This is a genomic window from Okeania sp. SIO2F5 (assembly GCF_010692685.1).
Taxonomy (GTDB): domain Bacteria; phylum Cyanobacteriota; class Cyanobacteriia; order Cyanobacteriales; family Microcoleaceae; genus Okeania; species Okeania hirsuta.
Window position 1 is genome coordinate 14,373 of the sequence record NZ_JAAHGU010000057.1, and the last position, 16,396, is coordinate 30,768.

General features: G+C 37.4%; 18 protein-coding genes, 1 rRNA gene and 1 pseudogene. 11 read left to right on the plus strand and 9 right to left on the minus strand.

Annotation, left to right across the window (positions count from 1 at the left end):
• Positions 1-472: 472 nt before the first annotated feature.
• The 3 genes from F6K27_RS18080 (at position 473) to F6K27_RS18090 (ending at position 4,582) form a co-directional block, all read left to right on the plus strand.
• Positions 473-1,093, plus strand: coding sequence for a proprotein convertase P-domain-containing protein (locus tag F6K27_RS18080; protein ID WP_287277713.1), 621 nt, complete (start codon positions 473-475; stop codon positions 1,091-1,093).
• A 505-nt stretch (positions 1,094-1,598) separates the two neighbouring features.
• Positions 1,599-3,308 (plus strand): NAD(P)/FAD-dependent oxidoreductase, encoded by a 1,710-nt coding sequence (locus F6K27_RS18085; RefSeq protein ID WP_287277714.1) that lies wholly within the window; start codon positions 1,599-1,601, stop codon positions 3,306-3,308.
• Positions 3,309-3,880: 572 nt separating this feature from the next.
• The gene (locus F6K27_RS18090; RefSeq protein WP_287277716.1) at positions 3,881-4,582 is read left to right on the plus strand and encodes a PEP-CTERM sorting domain-containing protein; all 702 of its coding nucleotides are present in this window, start codon (positions 3,881-3,883) and stop codon (positions 4,580-4,582) included.
• Between the two features lie 130 nt (positions 4,583-4,712).
• Here F6K27_RS18090 and F6K27_RS18095 read toward each other — a convergent pair whose 3' ends face one another.
• From F6K27_RS18095 to F6K27_RS18110, 4 genes are all read right to left on the minus strand, one after another.
• Positions 4,713-4,868, minus strand: coding sequence for a hypothetical protein (locus tag F6K27_RS18095; protein ID WP_287300901.1), 156 nt, complete (start codon positions 4,866-4,868; stop codon positions 4,713-4,715).
• Between the two features lie 35 nt (positions 4,869-4,903).
• Complete coding sequence (locus tag F6K27_RS18100) at positions 4,904-5,038, minus strand: hypothetical protein (protein WP_287277720.1); 135 nt, start codon at positions 5,036-5,038, stop codon at positions 4,904-4,906.
• A 152-nt stretch (positions 5,039-5,190) separates the two neighbouring features.
• Positions 5,191-5,427 (minus strand): DUF5615 family PIN-like protein, encoded by a 237-nt coding sequence (locus tag F6K27_RS18105; protein WP_287277722.1) that lies wholly within the window; start codon positions 5,425-5,427, stop codon positions 5,191-5,193.
• A gap of 77 nt (positions 5,428-5,504) precedes the next feature.
• On the minus strand, positions 5,505-5,663 hold the full coding sequence (locus F6K27_RS18110; protein WP_287277723.1) for a DUF433 domain-containing protein: 159 nt from the start codon (positions 5,661-5,663) through the stop codon (positions 5,505-5,507).
• A 240-nt stretch (positions 5,664-5,903) separates the two neighbouring features.
• On the opposite strand from F6K27_RS18110, the gene F6K27_RS18115 reads away from it, so the two are divergent.
• From F6K27_RS18115 to F6K27_RS18125, 3 genes are all read left to right on the plus strand, one after another.
• Positions 5,904-6,125: an AbrB/MazE/SpoVT family DNA-binding domain-containing protein gene (locus F6K27_RS18115; RefSeq protein ID WP_287277724.1), complete on the plus strand. Its 222-nt coding sequence runs from the start codon at positions 5,904-5,906 to the stop codon at positions 6,123-6,125.
• On the plus strand, positions 6,125-6,571 hold the full coding sequence (locus F6K27_RS18120) for a type II toxin-antitoxin system VapC family toxin (protein WP_287277725.1): 447 nt from the start codon (positions 6,125-6,127) through the stop codon (positions 6,569-6,571). The genes F6K27_RS18115 and F6K27_RS18120 overlap by 1 nt, the downstream gene beginning before the upstream one ends.
• Positions 6,572-6,713: 142 nt before the next feature.
• Entirely contained in the window at positions 6,714-7,742 is a 1,029-nt protein-coding gene (locus F6K27_RS18125; RefSeq protein WP_287277726.1) for a C39 family peptidase, read from the plus strand.
• Between the two features lie 335 nt (positions 7,743-8,077).
• On the opposite strand, the pseudogene F6K27_RS18130 reads toward F6K27_RS18125, so the two are convergent.
• From F6K27_RS18130 to sufR, 5 genes and pseudogenes are all read right to left on the minus strand, one after another.
• Positions 8,078-8,435: pseudogene (locus F6K27_RS18130) on the minus strand (nicotinate-nucleotide diphosphorylase); the annotation flags it as partial.
• A gap of 302 nt (positions 8,436-8,737) precedes the next feature.
• Positions 8,738-9,043 (minus strand): hypothetical protein, encoded by a 306-nt coding sequence (locus tag F6K27_RS18135; RefSeq protein ID WP_287277728.1) that lies wholly within the window; start codon positions 9,041-9,043, stop codon positions 8,738-8,740.
• A gap of 545 nt (positions 9,044-9,588) precedes the next feature.
• Positions 9,589-9,705: ribosomal RNA gene (gene rrf, locus F6K27_RS18140) — 5S ribosomal RNA — on the minus strand.
• 281 nt (positions 9,706-9,986) lie between these two features.
• Entirely contained in the window at positions 9,987-10,355 is a 369-nt protein-coding gene (locus F6K27_RS18145) for a hypothetical protein (protein WP_287277730.1), read from the minus strand.
• Positions 10,356-10,697: 342 nt separating this feature from the next.
• Positions 10,698-11,453, minus strand: a complete 756-nt coding sequence (gene sufR, locus F6K27_RS18150) for an iron-sulfur cluster biosynthesis transcriptional regulator SufR (RefSeq protein ID WP_287277732.1) — start codon at positions 11,451-11,453, stop codon at positions 10,698-10,700.
• A gap of 153 nt (positions 11,454-11,606) precedes the next feature.
• Between sufR and sufB the strand changes: the two genes are divergently transcribed.
• From sufB to F6K27_RS18175, 5 genes are all read left to right on the plus strand, one after another.
• Positions 11,607-13,043: a Fe-S cluster assembly protein SufB gene (gene sufB / locus F6K27_RS18155; RefSeq protein WP_287277734.1), complete on the plus strand. Its 1,437-nt coding sequence runs from the start codon at positions 11,607-11,609 to the stop codon at positions 13,041-13,043.
• Positions 13,044-13,231: 188 nt separating this feature from the next.
• Entirely contained in the window at positions 13,232-13,588 is a 357-nt protein-coding gene (locus F6K27_RS18160) for a four helix bundle protein (RefSeq protein WP_287277735.1), read from the plus strand.
• A 188-nt stretch (positions 13,589-13,776) separates the two neighbouring features.
• Positions 13,777-14,559, plus strand: coding sequence for a Fe-S cluster assembly ATPase SufC (gene sufC / locus F6K27_RS18165; RefSeq protein WP_287277738.1), 783 nt, complete (start codon positions 13,777-13,779; stop codon positions 14,557-14,559).
• Between the two features lie 5 nt (positions 14,560-14,564).
• Complete coding sequence (gene sufD, locus F6K27_RS18170; RefSeq protein ID WP_287277740.1) at positions 14,565-15,926, plus strand: Fe-S cluster assembly protein SufD; 1,362 nt, start codon at positions 14,565-14,567, stop codon at positions 15,924-15,926.
• A gap of 276 nt (positions 15,927-16,202) precedes the next feature.
• Entirely contained in the window at positions 16,203-16,331 is a 129-nt protein-coding gene (locus tag F6K27_RS18175) for a hypothetical protein (protein WP_287277742.1), read from the plus strand.
• The last annotated feature ends 65 nt before the right edge of the window (positions 16,332-16,396 follow it).

Sequence of the window (16,396 nt, forward strand, 5' to 3'; positions counted from 1 at the left end):
GGGTGTGTGGGAAGAGGGGGGAGAGGGTGGAGAGGGTGGAGAGGGTGGAGAGGGGGAAGAGGGTGGAGAGTAGGGGAAATTGTGAAGCTTGGGGACCTAGATTCTACCTATTCTATATTCTCGATCTCCTGAGGAGGTCCTCCTGACTCCTGAGGAGGTCCTCCTATGCCACTTTGCAAAGATACGCTCAGGGCTTCTATAGGACTAACTTGAAGACGTAATCATACAAAGATCACACCTTAATATCCGGAAAGAGTTATGTCGCTTCATAAAAACTTAATAATTACCTATTCCATAGCAATACATTAGAATCTCTACTCCTAATATATTTGGTTGATTTTCACTACGAAAAACACTGTAGACATTTTTAAAGATTCGGTAAAGTAGAGCATAAGGGGGTTGCAGAAATTTCGGGGGGGGGTAGATTAGATTTGTAGGCAATAAAAATAAACTTTACTAAGGAGATTTAATTATGTTGAAAAAGCTTTCCGTCGCTGCTGCTGGCTCTGCAATCGCTACTTTAGCTGCTGTTTCTGGTGCGAGTGCTGTTAGTTTCTCTGGTGCTGGGGGTTTAGTTCCTACTACTGGTACTTCTGGTTTATTTGAAAGTTCTATTACTGTCACAGACGATATCATCATTGATGATATTTCTCTTGATTTTAATGACCTTACTCACACATGGTCTGGCGATTTAGTTGTAGATTTAACCTACGATGATGGCGCAGGTACTGTTATTACAGCAGGTGTATTTGATAGTGTTGGTGGTCCTACTGATTTTGATGGAGACTATACTTTTGAGGATGGTGGCGCTGTATTTCCAGGAGCAGGAAATCCTATTCCTGGTGGGATTTATTCACCTAATGAAAGTTTCTTAGATGCTTTTGCTGGTATTAATGTAGCAGGTACTTGGACTTTAAGTATTTTTGATCAATTTGGTGGCGATAGTGGTTCTCTAGGTAGTTGGGATTTGAATATAGAAGCAGCTACGGTCGATCCAGTCTCAACTCCTGAACCTGTTTCCTTGTTTGCCTTATTCGGAATAGGTGCTTTAGGTGTTACTTCTCTCAAACGTAAACAAAAAGAAGAAAAGTAGGTTCACAGGTCTAATTTTTTGCGAACCTACCTCATCAAATAAAACCTAGCTACATTATATCATCAAACATTTGTTTGTCACGCTGAAATCTACAAAGCATTTGTACGCGAAATATGTATGGGTATCATTCATTTATGCCCATACATTATATTAGATATCTCTGATAATCGAAAATCAAATCAATTATCGTGTATAAATCATCAATTATTTCTCTCTTGGGAGGGGTTATATAGAATCCGGGTAATCAGTTATCGTATTGCGGAGGAGTCAGGAGTCAGGAGTCAGGAGTTAGGAGTTAGGAGTTAGGAGTTAGGAGTTAGGAGTTAGGAGAAATATTGGATTTGAACTATTAAATTATATAATTCCTATTCAATAGAAAACTTGTCTTAATGAAGAAGTAGTTTTGCAATTACTGTATAACCGGATTTTATATTAGGGGTTGCTCCTCTACTCCCTACTATCTCTTTTCCCCATAGGTATATTATTAATTATAACTATAACAATTATGTCCAATAAAAATTATGATGTGGCAATTATCGGTGGCGGACCAGCAGGTAGTACCACCGGAACTTTACTCAAAAAATATAACCCTAATTTAGAAGTATTAATTTTAGAAAAAACCAAATTTCCCCGCGATCATGTAGGAGAAAGTCAACTACCTCAAATTAGTGCTATTCTAGAAGAAATGGGATGTTGGGATAAAGTAGAGGCAGCTAATTTTCCCATTAAAGTTGGTGTCACCTATCGTTGGGGAAAAAGCCCTAAATTGTGGGATTTTAATTTTCTACCACTAGAAGAGTTTAAAGATGAACCCCGCCCTGCTAAATACAAAGGACAACGCCAACAAACAGCTTTTCAAGTCGATCGCTCAGTATATGACACTATTCTCTTAAACCATGCTCAAGATAATGGTTGCGAAGTTAGACAAGAAACAGCAGTTACTAAAGTAGATGTAGATTTAGAAACAGACCAAGTTAAGAGTTTACATTTAAACAGTGGAGAACAAATTAACGCCCGTTATTATATTGATGCTTCAGGACATATCGGCGTATTGAGAAGAGTTTTAGGAGTAGAAACAACAATTCCCACAAGATTACAAAATATAGCTATTTGGGATTACTGGACAAATGCAGAATGGGCGGATGAAATTGGTGTAGGTGGTACAAGAGTTCAGGTAATGAGTTTAGCTCATGGTTGGATTTGGTTTATTCCTCTAGGTCCGACTCGTACAAGTATTGGTTTTATTTGTCCGGCAGAACATTACAAAAAACTCAAAAAAAGACCAGAAGATATTTATCAAGAAGCTCTCAAAAGTGAACCTCGTATTAGTGAATTAATTGCTAATGCTACTAGCAGAGGTAAGATTGAAACAACAAAAGATTGGTCTTTTCTCTCAGAAAAGTTAGTAGGAGAAAATTGGTTTTTAGTAGGAGAGTCGGCAGGTTTTGCCGATCCGATTTTAGCTGCGGGTATGACTTTAACTCATGTGAGTGCTAAAGAAGCAGCTTATACTATTTTAGAACTAGAACAACAAAAACACGACCCTACTTGGTTAAAGCAACATTACGAAGATAACCAAAAGCGACGTATTAAACAACATATTCGTTTTGCAGATTATTGGTATGCTGCTAATGGTCAGTTTAGCGACTTACAAAAACATTGTCGAGATATTGCTAAAGATGCAGGATTAAAATTAACTCCTGAAGAAGCTTTTCGCTGGTTATCTCAAGGGGGTTTTACCAATGATATTTTAGGTCAAGCAGTTATTGGAGGTTTTGATCCTACTTCTATGAAACAAGTAATGCAAAGATTTGCCCAAAAAGATTCATCTTGGGAAATTAGTGGTTACAACATCTTTAAACTAAATCTTGAAGGTGCAAAACAAGAAGATTTACCTGTATACAACAATGGTCGTATTGAGAAGATAAAATCTTATGTTAAAGATGAACAAAGACTACCTTTAACAGGTTTTTATGCAGCATTAGTCAAAATATTAGAACGTACTTCCGATATTCAACAAATATCAGCCTTATTAAAAAAATCCTTAACTTCTCAGTATTCACCCCAACACACTCAAGTTGCTTTTAATCATGCCTTACAATGTTTAGAAGTAATGGTTTCTGAAGGGTGGGTAAGAGCAAAAATAGACAAGAAAAAACCTAAATTACAACTTTCTACTCCTACAGAAGGAGCTTTAATTCATGCTCATTCTTAGTCATCTCAAGAGTATGTAGCAGATTCGGGATGAATGTGGTACAACCGACGGGGTAAATATTTTTTGCTTGTTCGAGACCCTACTACCTATTTTCATCAATATATGTACTTCGTGTCTTAAGTAAGTGTAAAAAGTTAGGTAGTTGGGAAGAGGGGGGAGAGGGTGGAGAGGGGGAAGAGGGGGGAGAGGGTGGAGAGTAGGGGACCTAGATTCTACCTTTTTCCCCTATTCTATATTCTCGATCTCCTGACTCGGTCCTCCTATGCCACTTTGCAAAGATACGCTCAGGGCTTCTATAGGACTAACTTGAAGACGTAATAATACAACGATCACACTTTAATATCCGGAAAGAGTTATGTCGCTTCATAAAAACTTAATAATTACCTATTCCATAGCAATACATTAGAATCTCGACTCCTAATATATTTGGGTGATTTTGACTACGAAAAACACTGTAGACATTTTTAAAGATTCGGTAAAGTAGAGCATAAGGGGGTTGCAGATTTTTCGGGGGGGGGGGGTAGATTAGAGTTGTAGGCAAAAAAAATAAATTTTACCAAGGAGATTTAATCATGTTGAAAAAGCTTTTCGTCGCTGCTGCTGGCGCTACAATCTCTACTTTATCTGCTGTTTCTGGTGCTAGTGCAATTGTCAATGGTAGTTTTGAAAACGGTTTCACTGGATGGATAACCGAAGATCTAACCACACCATTCTTTCCTTTGATTGTTGATGGTGCTGGTGAAACACCAGGTTTTGGTTTCTTTACAAGCGATCCAACAGATGGATCTCTTGCTGCTTTGCATGGTTTTGATGGCAACGGCCCAGGTATAATAAGTATTGCTCAAGATGTTTTCATTAGCTCAAGCAATACAGAACTTTCCTTTGACTTTCGAGGTGCTTGGGACCTAGTAAATTTTGTTCCAACATCTGCTCGTGTATTTGATGTAAATATTGAAGAAGTTGGAGGAGGATCGACTCTTCTAAGCACCAATTTCCTAATGGCTAACCCAGGAGAATTCGTTAGTGATACAGGAAACTTAACTGGATCATTGGATTTATCTGCTTTTGCTAATAGTTCTGTGCGCATCAATTTTGATTGGTTTATACCAGAAGACTTTACTGGTCCCGCTTTTTTCCAACTTGATAATGTTCAGCTTACTCAAGGAACTCCTGATACTCAAGGAGTTCCTGAACCTGCTTCTATCTTAGGTTTACTAGCTCTGGGTACTTTAGGCGCAACTTCCCTCAAGCGCAAACAAGAAGAAGAAATGTAAGTTCACAGGTCTAATTTCCGGTAAACCTACGTCACTTAAAAAAACCTAACTTGATTATACCTACAAATATTTGATTGTCAACAGATGCACCTAAAAAAAAGATTATGGGGCATCTCTTTACTTTCTTTCTTTACCTTATGTAGGCTAAAAATATTACCAATGCTTTAAAGCGATCGCTTTCTTCTTCCCAGAAGGCGATCGCTCCACCAATAACCCATCCGTTACTAACATAACTTTTGGAAGTCGCCACTACATCTATAGGACTAACTTGAAGGCGATATTGCATCCTTAACGTTGCGCGATCGCCCAATTTACCCCCAACTAGGGACGGCGAATTCTGGTTTTGGTTTCATCTGCAACCACCAAGCAACCCCGCAAAGTTGCCAGTGGATATTCCCGCACAACTCTAACCAAAACATCAAGCACTGCTTGACGACTTCCATTGCGGGAACGCAACAATAAAATACCAGGGTGATATCATGTCCGTTTATATCGTTTGTGTAAACCCAAGGGTGAATATCTACAGGAAATGATGGTTTTTTCTTGCGAGGGTAGCCTTCTTCCCTCTTCCCTCTTCCCTCTTTCTTCTTCCTTCTTCCTTACCTTTGCTATACAAGACCGATGCTACCGGACATGATATGACTTCCCGGCGGAAAACGGCGGACATCAGAAAAATCAAGGTCGAGAGTAATAAAAAAGCGTCCCTCTGCACAAACTTGCTGCCATACAACCTCATCATCTTGACTGGATAATCCTTCATCAGTAACTAGATCGCAATCAGAACCCTCTTCTCTAAGAAAAGTAGGGTGGGCGATACTGAGATTTTTATCTAATTTTATCAACACAACCCTGATCGTAATGGTAATAGCTCTTCTCCCCTGGTCAGTGCAGCAGCATAAGCGATCGCTGCCCGCACATTTTCTCAAGTCAAAGGTGGATATTCCTCGACGATCTCTTCTAGTGTCAACCCCTCTGCCAAATTATCCAAGATGACCGAAACCATAATTCGGGTTCCTTTAATACAAGATTTCCCGTGACAAACTTTAGGATTGATGTCAATCTGGTCTTGCCAGTTATTCATTTTTGAACCCCTACCATATTTTCAACGACAACTAGACAACTAATAGAATAGTAGCATAAACTTAAGAGACAAAACGACCTTCCAAAAACAATAGCGTTTAAGGGGCGATGTTGCATCCGCAACGCTTTCCTACGGAATGCTGCACAAATATCGGCGACTGCCGAAAACAGCCTCTATTTGACACAAACCCCCAGATATGATAAAATATAACTATCGCTAACACATACCCAAACCAACCTAATGACAACAACCAAACTAGGGGAAGAATATCAAATAGTCATTCCTCCAGAAGTACGCGATACCCTAAAATGGCAACCTGGCGATCGCCTAGAACTAAAAATCGTTGATGACACTATAGTTATAGTCCCAGAAATGAGCTATACATCGCGCCTCTTCGGCAAACATCGTCAACTATGGCAAGACGAAGATGCCATCAACTACATTCGCTCTCAAAGGGAGTGATGGCGAGATTAGAAGAACTAGAAGGAGCAAAAATAGCTCTAGACAGCGTGATTTTTATTTACGCCTTAGAAGGTAATGCAGAATTTGGCGATCGCGTCCTCAAAATTTTTGAGGCCATCGAACAAGGAAAGTGTCAAGCTTTTGCTTGCGATTTGGTTTTGGCAGAACTCATGGTCAAACCTTTGCGTGAGGGGCAAATTGAAATTGCCCAAGAGTATGCAACGGAGCTACCAAAATTCCCCAATCTCACATTCTGTAGTATTACTAGAGCAACAGTAATTAGAGCAGCAAACTTAAGAGGAAGCAGTAATTTAGGTTTAGTAGATGCCTTACATCTGGCAACCGCCATAGAAGCAGGATGCACGGTTTTTCTGACCAACGATACTGCTTTACGCCATCCCAGTCCAGGTATAGATATCTGGATGCTTGCAGATATAGAAAATTAAACAAATAACAATAACTATTCCCCAAAACTTAAAACAAACTAAAATTCAAGCTAACTTGTCATAAATGTCCCATAATTTGGTCTAGTCCAGAGAATAGGATATTATAGCTCCTGATTACTATTTCCTATTATATAAACCTAATATGGAACTCAAAGACTTTCTGGGGACAGACCTTAAATACGACGTAAAAACTCTCGCCGATGATGAACACCTCACCCGCGAGATTCAGGCCATACTTATTGACCTAAATATGCTTAACCCTCCAATAGATGGCATATTTGGCCCATTAACCACAGCAGCACTTCATCGATTTCAAGTAGATCAAAAAAGTGGTGAAGCTGGATATTTAGGGGAGAAAACTATCAAAAAATTGTTCGATGCAAAAGAAGTAAATATTCCTGCATCTCTAATCATATTAAAAACGAAAAAAGACACTATCCTGAAATCAAGACCCCTTCAATCTTCTCAATTAACTGAGTCAGAAAAACATCATATTCCTGCTAATCAAGAGTTTGAACTTTTAGCTTACGCTACAGTGAGAAACCACTTCCGGATTGCCTTTCGTAACCATAAACACAACAGTTCAGGAATTTGGTATATCCATGAAAAACACATCGAAATTTATGAAAATCATCAAATTGTGCATCCTAAGCACAAACCAAATACTATCAGAATTAAAGTTCCCTACAAACCAAAACTAGACAATTGGTATAATCCTACAGGTTTATGTAATATTACTTCAATCGCTTCCTGTTTAGAATTTTTGCAGGCTAATCGTAGGTCTAATTATGGTCAATTTGAAGATGAACTTTATGAATATGCTTTAAGTCAAGGTTACAGTCGTCATAATCCACATCATTTAGTTAAAATTGTTAGAGATTATGGATGTCAAGATACTTTTAAAACTAATGCCACTATTGAAGAAGTTCAAGACTACCTAATAGCAGGAAATCCTGTGGCTATACATAGTTATTTTACTTCTTTTGGTCATCTGATTGTCGGTGTTGGTTTTGATAATGAAGGATTATTTATCCATGACCCCTATGGGGAATGGTTTTCTACTGGATATCGTACTGACCTAAGTGGTGCTTATTTACATTATTCTTATCGATTCATTCGGAATGTTTGTATGCCAGATGGGAGTTTCTGGGTACATTTTATTTCAAAGTAGAAGAAGGAAGAAGGGGTGTTGCTGAAGCGCGTGTATGATATTAATCTTAATTACTTAGGAGACAGGAGACAGTCCTCAAGAGTCAGGAGGGAAGAAGCAAAAAGGTTTTAGTTATCTAGGAAAGAAGGCTTAAAAGCACGAAAAGACCTATATTTTCCTTAGATATTCACCCTTTGATTTACATGAACAATATCAATAGATAATGATATAAATTTTGAAAAAAAATAGGGAAATTATAGAGATAGTTTTCTAATTATTGGCATGGATATTTTGAAGCATCTAGCATCTATACTTCGAGATTATTTGTAGTATTTTTTTTCAAACTGGTATAAAACCTAAAACCTACCATCTAAAACCTTTTCTATTTTCATACTTAAATCTAACCAAGTTGACCGAGTAACGAGTAATAGGAGCGCTTGTAGAAATATAATCTACTCCTATTTCGGCAAAATTCCTAATAGTTTCCAGGGTAATATTTCCCGAAGCTTCTATTTTAATCTGACTATTATTTTGCCAAATCATTTTAACTGCTTGCTCCATAACTTCAACAGACATATTGTTGAACATAATAATATCTGCCTGATGCTCTAAATTAGTCTTTACCTCTACTAATGTTTCTGTTTCTATTTCAATAGTAAAAGGATAAGGGATTGTTTCTTTTACTTTGGCGATCGCTTCCCCAATACCTCTAGCACCAGAAGTTAAAATACCCTAGCTGCGATGGCTAAACCTGCGATGACTACTATTTCCTTTACTAACCAATGGCCTATTTCTAGAATTATTTCATCTCCTACAAATAGGCCAGAAGTTGTGCGATCGCCCCTGTCAATATCTTCTTAGGAACCCATTTTTTAATAAATTGTCTAATATTACTTTTGGTGATATAATAAGTTTAATCGTTTTGTCTAAAGAGAGTTGGTTTACCTGAAATATCAATAATTTTATGTAAATCCAAGCTCTCAGTAGAATATAATTAGTGTGAATTCCGACTATAATTATAACCTCTCTGTCTCCAGCAATGCCCTCCGCATAGCATTTAGGCTTTCTTCTTGATCCACCAGACGGTTTAGAGCTAATACAATATCATCAGGAACTCCTAAAAGTTTAGCTGCTTTTTTGACTGCCATTTGTTCTTGAGTGGCGAATTCCGAATCTGCTCTACACATTTGAATGGCATCAAAAATTAATGTCCTAGGAACACTAAAAGGCACATCACATTTATTAATATCAGGAACTAGCTCTTCCAAGTTAGCATTTTTATAGTCAAATACTTTGTATGCCTCAATAATTTCTTCTGGCACATTTATTTATAGAAGGTTGATGATTTATTAACCAATTCATTTCTGCTTCGCTAACTTCTCCATCTGCTCCAGCAATAGTCAACATCCCATACCCATATTTAAGAGTAGCTATTTCATCTGCATAGGATCAACCATATGTCTGTTGATAAAATTCAGGAAATTCTACTTTTTTTCCAGATAAATCGCTCATAGTTATTAGTAATGAGGAATAAGATTAGTCTTCAGGATAGTATCATAACTATAATCAATCTCATTTGTGTTTATCATTATTTCAACATTTTGATGACAGTTTAATGAAAGTACAAACGTTTTATGGAATCTCCTTACCGAATAATAAAGGTTTAAAGCCTCCTTTAAAAAAGAAAAAATTTTCACGCTCCGCGTCAATCCTCTTTTTTTCAAGGAGATGTATTTGTTAATTATTAATTATTAATTGTTGAATCTACCCTGTGCTTCATCTAGCTGAAAACCGCTATAAATTAAATTAAATTCACCAAAAAACAAAGGCTCTCTCGTATCGTTGAGAGAACCTTTGTTCATATTTAACCTGGCATCGCGCTATTTTACCGGGCGGCTACCCACCGAGTATCTTCGCCACCGTAGCGTTTAACTTCCGAGTTCGGGATGGATCGGAGTGGGTCCACTACGTCATAGACACCAGGAAAAGCTGATCATCATATAAATTAATTATTTTTGCCTTAAACTATTTAAGTTGTTGGGCGCTTTCTTTTCCTTACGTTTACTACTATAAATATCTTTTTCAAAAATGTCAACCCCCTAAGCAAATTTTTTTTAATCTCTGAATTTTAGGCCAATGGGAGTAGGGGAGTGGGGGAGTGGGGGAGTAGGGGAGTAGGGGAGTAGGGGAGTGGAGGAGCAGGGGAGTAGGGGAGAAATTCAGATAAATCGAGGTAATTATCCATTATCCATTATCCATTATCCATTAATGAATACCCTCTTTTTCATACCATTTAACCACCTGTTGGACTGTCAAATCTTGAAGTGGTACGCCAAATTCTTGAGAAACCTCTTTTAAAGGACGTAACGAGGAGATGACTAACCTAGTAAAAAAGCTCTCAAAGTTAGCATCTACATCTAAATGTTCCTTAATATTCTCGTCCTTTTGAATCCAAGTAGTTATTTGCTCTGAAGGTATTTCTTCTGGAGCTAAACCCGTTTCCTCTGCTATTTGCCTCAGACACCTCAATGAATAAATGGCCAGCCGCGTTGAAAACTTGTCTTTGGAAGTTAGGAGCGCCCCATCAACTTGAGCAGATTCCTCCGCTGTTAAAAATTCCATGGATTGTTGCATATTAATTTTTGATTTTATATTTTTGATTCAGGAGAAAAGGGGAGTAGGGGAGTGGGGGAGTAGGGGAGATTGAAGTAATTATAGAATGGTAAACACATATGATATTTATCAAAATAATATCGGTCTAAAACCCCGCCTTGACTGGCGAAATATTTTTGGAACCTTGCTCAAATCCTCATTACAAAAATAACTTCTGAGTTCTGAGTTCTGAGTTCTGAGTTCTGAGTTCGTTGAATAACCGGATTCTATATCAGAATTAGACACTCATTTTTATAGCAAGGAACAAGAACAAGTTGTTTAGGACAGAGACTGATGATAAAGGAAATGTTTCCCCCCTATTCCCTATTCCCTGTTCCCAGATCCGGTGTTCCCTCTCTTAGTTATTAAATAACCACAACGATGTTCTCCATTAACAATCCAATGAGTTCTCTCCACAGTACAATCAGGCAGTACAGCACCAAACATCTCTAATTCATGGCCACAAACACTGGGGAAAGATTCGGCCACACTGGAGATAGCACAGTTGTGCTCCATAAATATGTAGCGTTCAACGGGCAACTGTGGTTCTCCTATTTCTGCTGAGGAAGCTGAATCACTTTTGACTTTTGAATTCTGAATTTTGAGCGATCGCTCGTCCACTTCCTGAGATTCTACAGGAGACCACTCTGCCATGAAACCCTCTGCTTTGCGGAGTTCTACTAAATGGGCTACGCGTTCCTGCACTTTTCCTGTCCCTAATAGTTGGCGATAGTGCATTGCTTTACGCTGCCATTGTTTGTGGAATACTTGACTGAGTTGGTCCTGGCCAATAGTTTCGGCTAAGGTGTCAAGGAAGGAAACGGCAAATTCATCATAATTATGGGGAAAGCGATCGCGTCCTTGAGTTGTTAATTGATAAATATGTTGTGGCCTTCCCATCCCGGTTTGTACTGACTTATATATAATCAGTCCTTCTGCTTCTAAGTCTTTTAAATGGCGACGTATAGCTTGGGGACTAATTTCTAAAGATTCTGCTAACTCTAAGGCGGTGGCTTGAGTTCGCTTCATTAAATGTTGTAGGATTTCTTGTTTGGTCGAATTTTGTTGGGTAATTTCCATTTTGTCAAAAAAAAATATTTAAATTGGACTTTGACAATATCATTGTTGTTAATGTAACCTAAAATAGACTTAAGCAACAAATAAGTTGTTTAACTGGCTGCTAAAGGCCATCTAAATTACTAAAGAAGTAAATATAACTAGGAAATAAATACAATGACTGCTAAAGTAACAACCTTAGTTAATCAACCTTATAAGTATGGTTTCGTTACCGATATCGAATCAGAAACTATTCCTCGTGGACTGAGCGAAGATGTAATTCGTCTGATATCTGCTAAAAAAAATGAGCCAGAGTTCATGCTCAACTTTCGTCTGAAAGCATATCGAAAGTGGCTACAAATGAAGGAACCAGTCTGGGCACAGGTTGACTATCCACAAATAGATTATCAAAATATTATTTACTATTCTGCACCAAAAGTTCAAGATAAGAAGAAAAGTCTGGATGAAGTAGATCCTACTTTGTTAGATACTTTTGAGAAACTTGGCATTCCCCTTTCGGAGCAGAAGCGTCTGAGTAATGTTGCGGTTGATGCTGTATTTGATAGTGTTTCTGTTGCGACTACTTTTAAGGAGAAACTCGCTGAAGATGGTGTTATTTTTTGTTCTATTTCTGAAGCAGTGCAGGAATATCCAGAGTTGGTGGAAAAATATCTTGGTAGTGTTGTACCTGTAGGGGATAATTTTTTTACTGCTCTTAATTCTGCTGTATTTAGTGATGGGTCTTTTGTCTTTATTCCTAAAGGTGTAAAATGTCCGATGGATCTTTCTACTTACTTCAGAATTAATAACGGAGATGCTGGTCAGTTTGAGCGGACTTTAATTGTTGCTGAGGAAGGTAGTTCAGTAACATATTTGGAAGGTTGTACTGCTCCAATGTTTGATACTAACCAACTTCACGCTGCTGTAGTTGAACTTGTTACTCTCGATAATGCTGAGATTAATTATTCGACGGTGCAAAACTGGTTTGCTGGTGATGAAAATGGTAAGGGTGGTATTTATAATTTTGTGACTAAGCGCGGTTTGTGCAAGGGAGTAAATTCTAAAATTTCTTGGACGCAGGTAGAAACTGGTTCTGCTATTACCTGGAAATATCCTAGTTGTGTTTTGGTGGGGGACAACTCCGTGGGAGAATTTTATTCTGTTGCTCTGACTAATAATAAGCAGCAAGCAGATACAGGTACGAAAATGGTGCATATTGGCAAAAATACTCGCAGTACAATTATTTCTAAGGGTATTTCTGCTGGAAACTCTGCTAATAGTTACCGTGGTTTGGTGAAAATTGGGTCTGGTGCTAAGGGGTCGCGGAATTATTCTCAATGTGACTCAATGTTAATTGGCGATCGCGCTCAAGCAAATACTTTTCCCTATATTCAAGTAGATAATAATACTGCTAAGGTTGAGCATGAAGCTTCTACTTCTAAAATTGGTGAAGACCAACTTTTCTATTTTACTCAACGGGGTATTTCTGCTGAAGATGCGGTGTCTATGATTATTAGTGGTTTTTGTAAGGATGTTTTTAATGAGTTGCCTATGGAATTTGCTGTTGAAGCTGACAAATTATTGAGTTTAAAGTTGGAAGGAACAGTTGGATAATTAATAATTAATAATTAATAATTAATAATTAAGAGCTGATTTGTAAACTGGGTTGAAACTTATTTATACTATAGGTTTGCGGAAAACTATTTCCTGGGGGGGATAGTGTCGAACTCTTACACTGTAAAGCATTTATCCTCTTAATATTTACTTTGTAAATCAGCTCTAATAATTGGTAATTGGTAATTATGAAAAATAATGTAGTTAAAGAAAAATCATTTGCATTTGCACTACGAATTGTTAAATTGTCAAAACACCTGAATCAAGAGAAACAGGAGTATGTTTTATCAAAGCAATTACTTCGTAGTGGTACAGCAATTGGTGCTTTGGTGCGTGAAGCTGAATATGCTGAAAGTAGTGCCGACTTTGTACATAAAAATGCTGTTGCTCTGAAAGAGGTCAATGAAACTCTGTATTGGTTAGAGCTATTACATCAAGCAAATTACATTGATGTCAAAGGGTTTGACTCAATTAATCAAGACTGCATAGAACTCTTAAAACTTCTGACAGCTATTGTCAAATCGACCAAATCAAATAATTATTAATTATTCATTATTAATTATTCATTATTTACGGATGACGGCTATTGTTAAATCGACCAAATCAAATAATTATTAATTATTCATTATTAATTATTCATTATTTACGGATGACGGCTATTGTTAAATCGGCAAAATCAAAAAACCAATAAAAAGTTATCAATTATTCATTATCAATTACAAAAGAGGTATATATGATTAAAGAAAATAGCGAAGTTATTTTATCTGTTAAAAATTTAACTGCTAATGTAGAAGGAAAAGAGATTCTTAAAGGCTTAAATTTAGAAATAAAAGCTGGAGAAATTCATGCCATCATGGGGCCAAATGGTTCCGGTAAAAGTACTTTTTCTAAAGTATTAGCAGGTCATCCTGCCTACGAAGTTACAGGGGGAGAAATTACATTTTTAGGCAAAAATTTATTAGAAATGGAACCTGAAGAACGTTCATTAAATGGCATTTTTTTGGCATTTCAATATCCCCTAGAAATTCCTGGAGTTAGTAATTTAGACTTTTTGCGAGTTGCTTATAATACTAAACGTAAACATCAGGGATTAGAAGAATTAGACGCTTTTGATTTTGACGATCTAGTGCAGGATAAATTAGATATCGTCAAGATGAAACCAGAGTTTTTAGACCGGAGTGTAAATGAAGGTTTTTCTGGTGGAGAAAAAAAGCGAAATGAAATCTTACAAATGGCATTGTTAGAGCCAAAATTAGCAATTTTAGATGAGACTGACTCAGGGTTAGATATTGATGCTTTGAGAATAGTAGCAAATGGAGTAAATGAATTAGCAAATGAATCAAATTCTCTGTTAGTAATTACTCACTATCAACGTTTATTAAACTATATTGTGCCAGATTTTGTTCATGTAACAGAAGGCGGTAGAATTATTAAAACTGGTACAAAAGAATTAGCATTAGAATTAGAAGAAAAAGGTTACGATGATTTGATTGAAGAGGCAAAAGTGGGAGTGTGAAAAGTATGCAAGTTTCTGTAAAACCAGAGATATCTTATTTAGACAAGTTACTGAAAGAGTGTTGTAAAGGAGTATCTCCAACTGTACCGCCAGAATTTCCTCTAGATGGAAATATGGCAAGTTGGTTACAGCAAGTACGTGATCGCGCAGGAACCTGGGTGCGTGAGTTGGCCTTTCCCACAAAGCGAGATGAAGAATGGCGGTTTTCTGACTTGTCTGCAATGATGAAGTTAGATTTTCAAGCACCTGCACCAGTAAATTTGGATACTTTGAATATTACTCCTTTTATTTTGCCGGAAGCAACAGACAGTCGGTTGGTATTTGTGAATGGGGTATTTGCACCAAAGTTATCATTAGTCGAAGGTTTGACAGATCGAGTGTTTGTCGGAAACCTAGGGCAGTTACCTCCCGAATATCAAGACCGCATCGGAGATTATTTGGGGCAACAACAGGGAAGTAAAGAAGTATTTACATCCCTAAATACTGCTGGTTTAACTGATGCAGCAGTGGTATGGTTGCCAAAAAATCAAGTTGTAGAAAAACCAATACATCTATTATTTATTGCGACTCAGACTGAAATTCCGATTTTGACTCAGCGTCGTTGTTTAGTAGTAGCGGAGCGTAACAGTAGTGCGACAATAATTGAGCATTGTGTTACAGCAGAAGTTATTTGTCCAGAAGCACCCAGTTCTCGCCCCTATCTGACAAATACAGTTACAGAAATATGGGTAGAGGAAAATGCGGAAATTAATCATAGCAGGGTGCAGCGAGATGCAGGAACAGCATTTCATATCGGCAAAACAGCGATCGCTCAAGCGAAGAATAGTCGTTATACTTGCAATGCTATCCATTTAGGGGCAAAATTATCTCGTCATAATTTAGAAGTTTCTCAAATGGGCGAGGGAACGGAAACTAATCTTTATGGTTTGGCATTTATTGGGAATGAGCAAGAAGCAGATACTCACAGTGCCATTATTTTGAATCATCCCAATGGTGTAACTGAGCAACTTTATAAGTGTATTGTTGATGACAAAGCACATTCTATATTTAATGGCAAAGTCTATGTTTCTCAAACTGCACAGTTGACTAATGCAGCTCAGTTAAATCGTAATTTGTTACTTTCTTCTGGTGGGAGGGTTGATACAAAACCGCAATTAGAAATTATTGCTGATAATGTTCAATGTTCCCATGGTGCAACTGTTAGTCAGTTGGATGATGATGAAGTGTTTTATTTACAAAGTCGAGGTTTGAATGAAGAAGTAAGTCGTAATTTATTAATTGATGCTTTTGCGGCAGAAATTATTAACAAGTTGCCCTTACCTTCTTTGCAAAATATTTTAAAACAATGTGTTGCTTGTAAAGTGTAAAAGAAGGAAGAAGGAAGAAGGAGGAAGGAGGAAGGTGAGTTAAAAAATTGATTGAGACTTATTACTCCTTGGAGATTAATTCCTCCTTCGGTGTAATAAAGTTTCAAAGAGAGTAATAAGGAAAAAGTAAAAAGAAGGAACTAAGCAAGTGAGCTAAAAAGTTGATTGAGACTTATTATACCAATTCCTAAAAGTAACGCTATACTTGGGTAAAATTTCAGTTATTAACTAATTAAAACAGACCGAATCACCTTTTTGCTAAAAATAGCCCAGTTAATGTTAATTATTCTTACTTTTTACTTCTCCCTAACTCCCCGACTCCCCGACTCCCCTGCTCAACAAAATGTAGAAAAGTTGTTGAGAAATGGTATTACTCCTTGGGGACTAATTCCTCCTTCGGTGTAATAATGAGTTAATAACTCATAGCTGATAGCTGATAGCTGATAGCTAAATGCTTACTAATAACTGAT

Excerpts from the sequence above, each read along its gene's own strand:
- F6K27_RS18175 (WP_287277742.1), top strand. The coding sequence starts at position 16,203 with ATGTTAATTATTCTTACTTTTTACTTCTCCCTAACTCCCCGACTCCCC.
- F6K27_RS18095 (WP_287300901.1), bottom strand. The coding sequence starts at position 4,868 with ATGCAATATCGCCTTCAAGTTAGTCCTATAGATGTAGTGGCGACTTCC.
- F6K27_RS18145 (WP_287277730.1), bottom strand. The coding sequence starts at position 10,355 with ATGCAACAATCCATGGAATTTTTAACAGCGGAGGAATCTGCTCAAGTT.
- sufD (WP_287277740.1), top strand. The coding sequence starts at position 14,565 with ATGCAAGTTTCTGTAAAACCAGAGATATCTTATTTAGACAAGTTACTG.
- F6K27_RS18115 (WP_287277724.1), top strand. The coding sequence starts at position 5,904 with ATGACAACAACCAAACTAGGGGAAGAATATCAAATAGTCATTCCTCCA.
- sufB (WP_287277734.1), top strand. The coding sequence starts at position 11,607 with ATGACTGCTAAAGTAACAACCTTAGTTAATCAACCTTATAAGTATGGT.
- F6K27_RS18125 (WP_287277726.1), top strand. The coding sequence starts at position 6,714 with ATGGAACTCAAAGACTTTCTGGGGACAGACCTTAAATACGACGTAAAA.
- sufR (WP_287277732.1), bottom strand. The coding sequence starts at position 11,453 with ATGGAAATTACCCAACAAAATTCGACCAAACAAGAAATCCTACAACAT.
- F6K27_RS18120 (WP_287277725.1), top strand. The coding sequence starts at position 6,125 with ATGGCGAGATTAGAAGAACTAGAAGGAGCAAAAATAGCTCTAGACAGC.
- F6K27_RS18090 (WP_287277716.1), top strand. The coding sequence starts at position 3,881 with ATGTTGAAAAAGCTTTTCGTCGCTGCTGCTGGCGCTACAATCTCTACT.
- F6K27_RS18110 (WP_287277723.1), bottom strand. The coding sequence starts at position 5,663 with ATGAATAACTGGCAAGACCAGATTGACATCAATCCTAAAGTTTGTCAC.
- F6K27_RS18160 (WP_287277735.1), top strand. The coding sequence starts at position 13,232 with ATGAAAAATAATGTAGTTAAAGAAAAATCATTTGCATTTGCACTACGA.
- F6K27_RS18085 (WP_287277714.1), top strand. The coding sequence starts at position 1,599 with ATGTCCAATAAAAATTATGATGTGGCAATTATCGGTGGCGGACCAGCA.
- sufC (WP_287277738.1), top strand. The coding sequence starts at position 13,777 with ATGATTAAAGAAAATAGCGAAGTTATTTTATCTGTTAAAAATTTAACT.
- F6K27_RS18080 (WP_287277713.1), top strand. The coding sequence starts at position 473 with ATGTTGAAAAAGCTTTCCGTCGCTGCTGCTGGCTCTGCAATCGCTACT.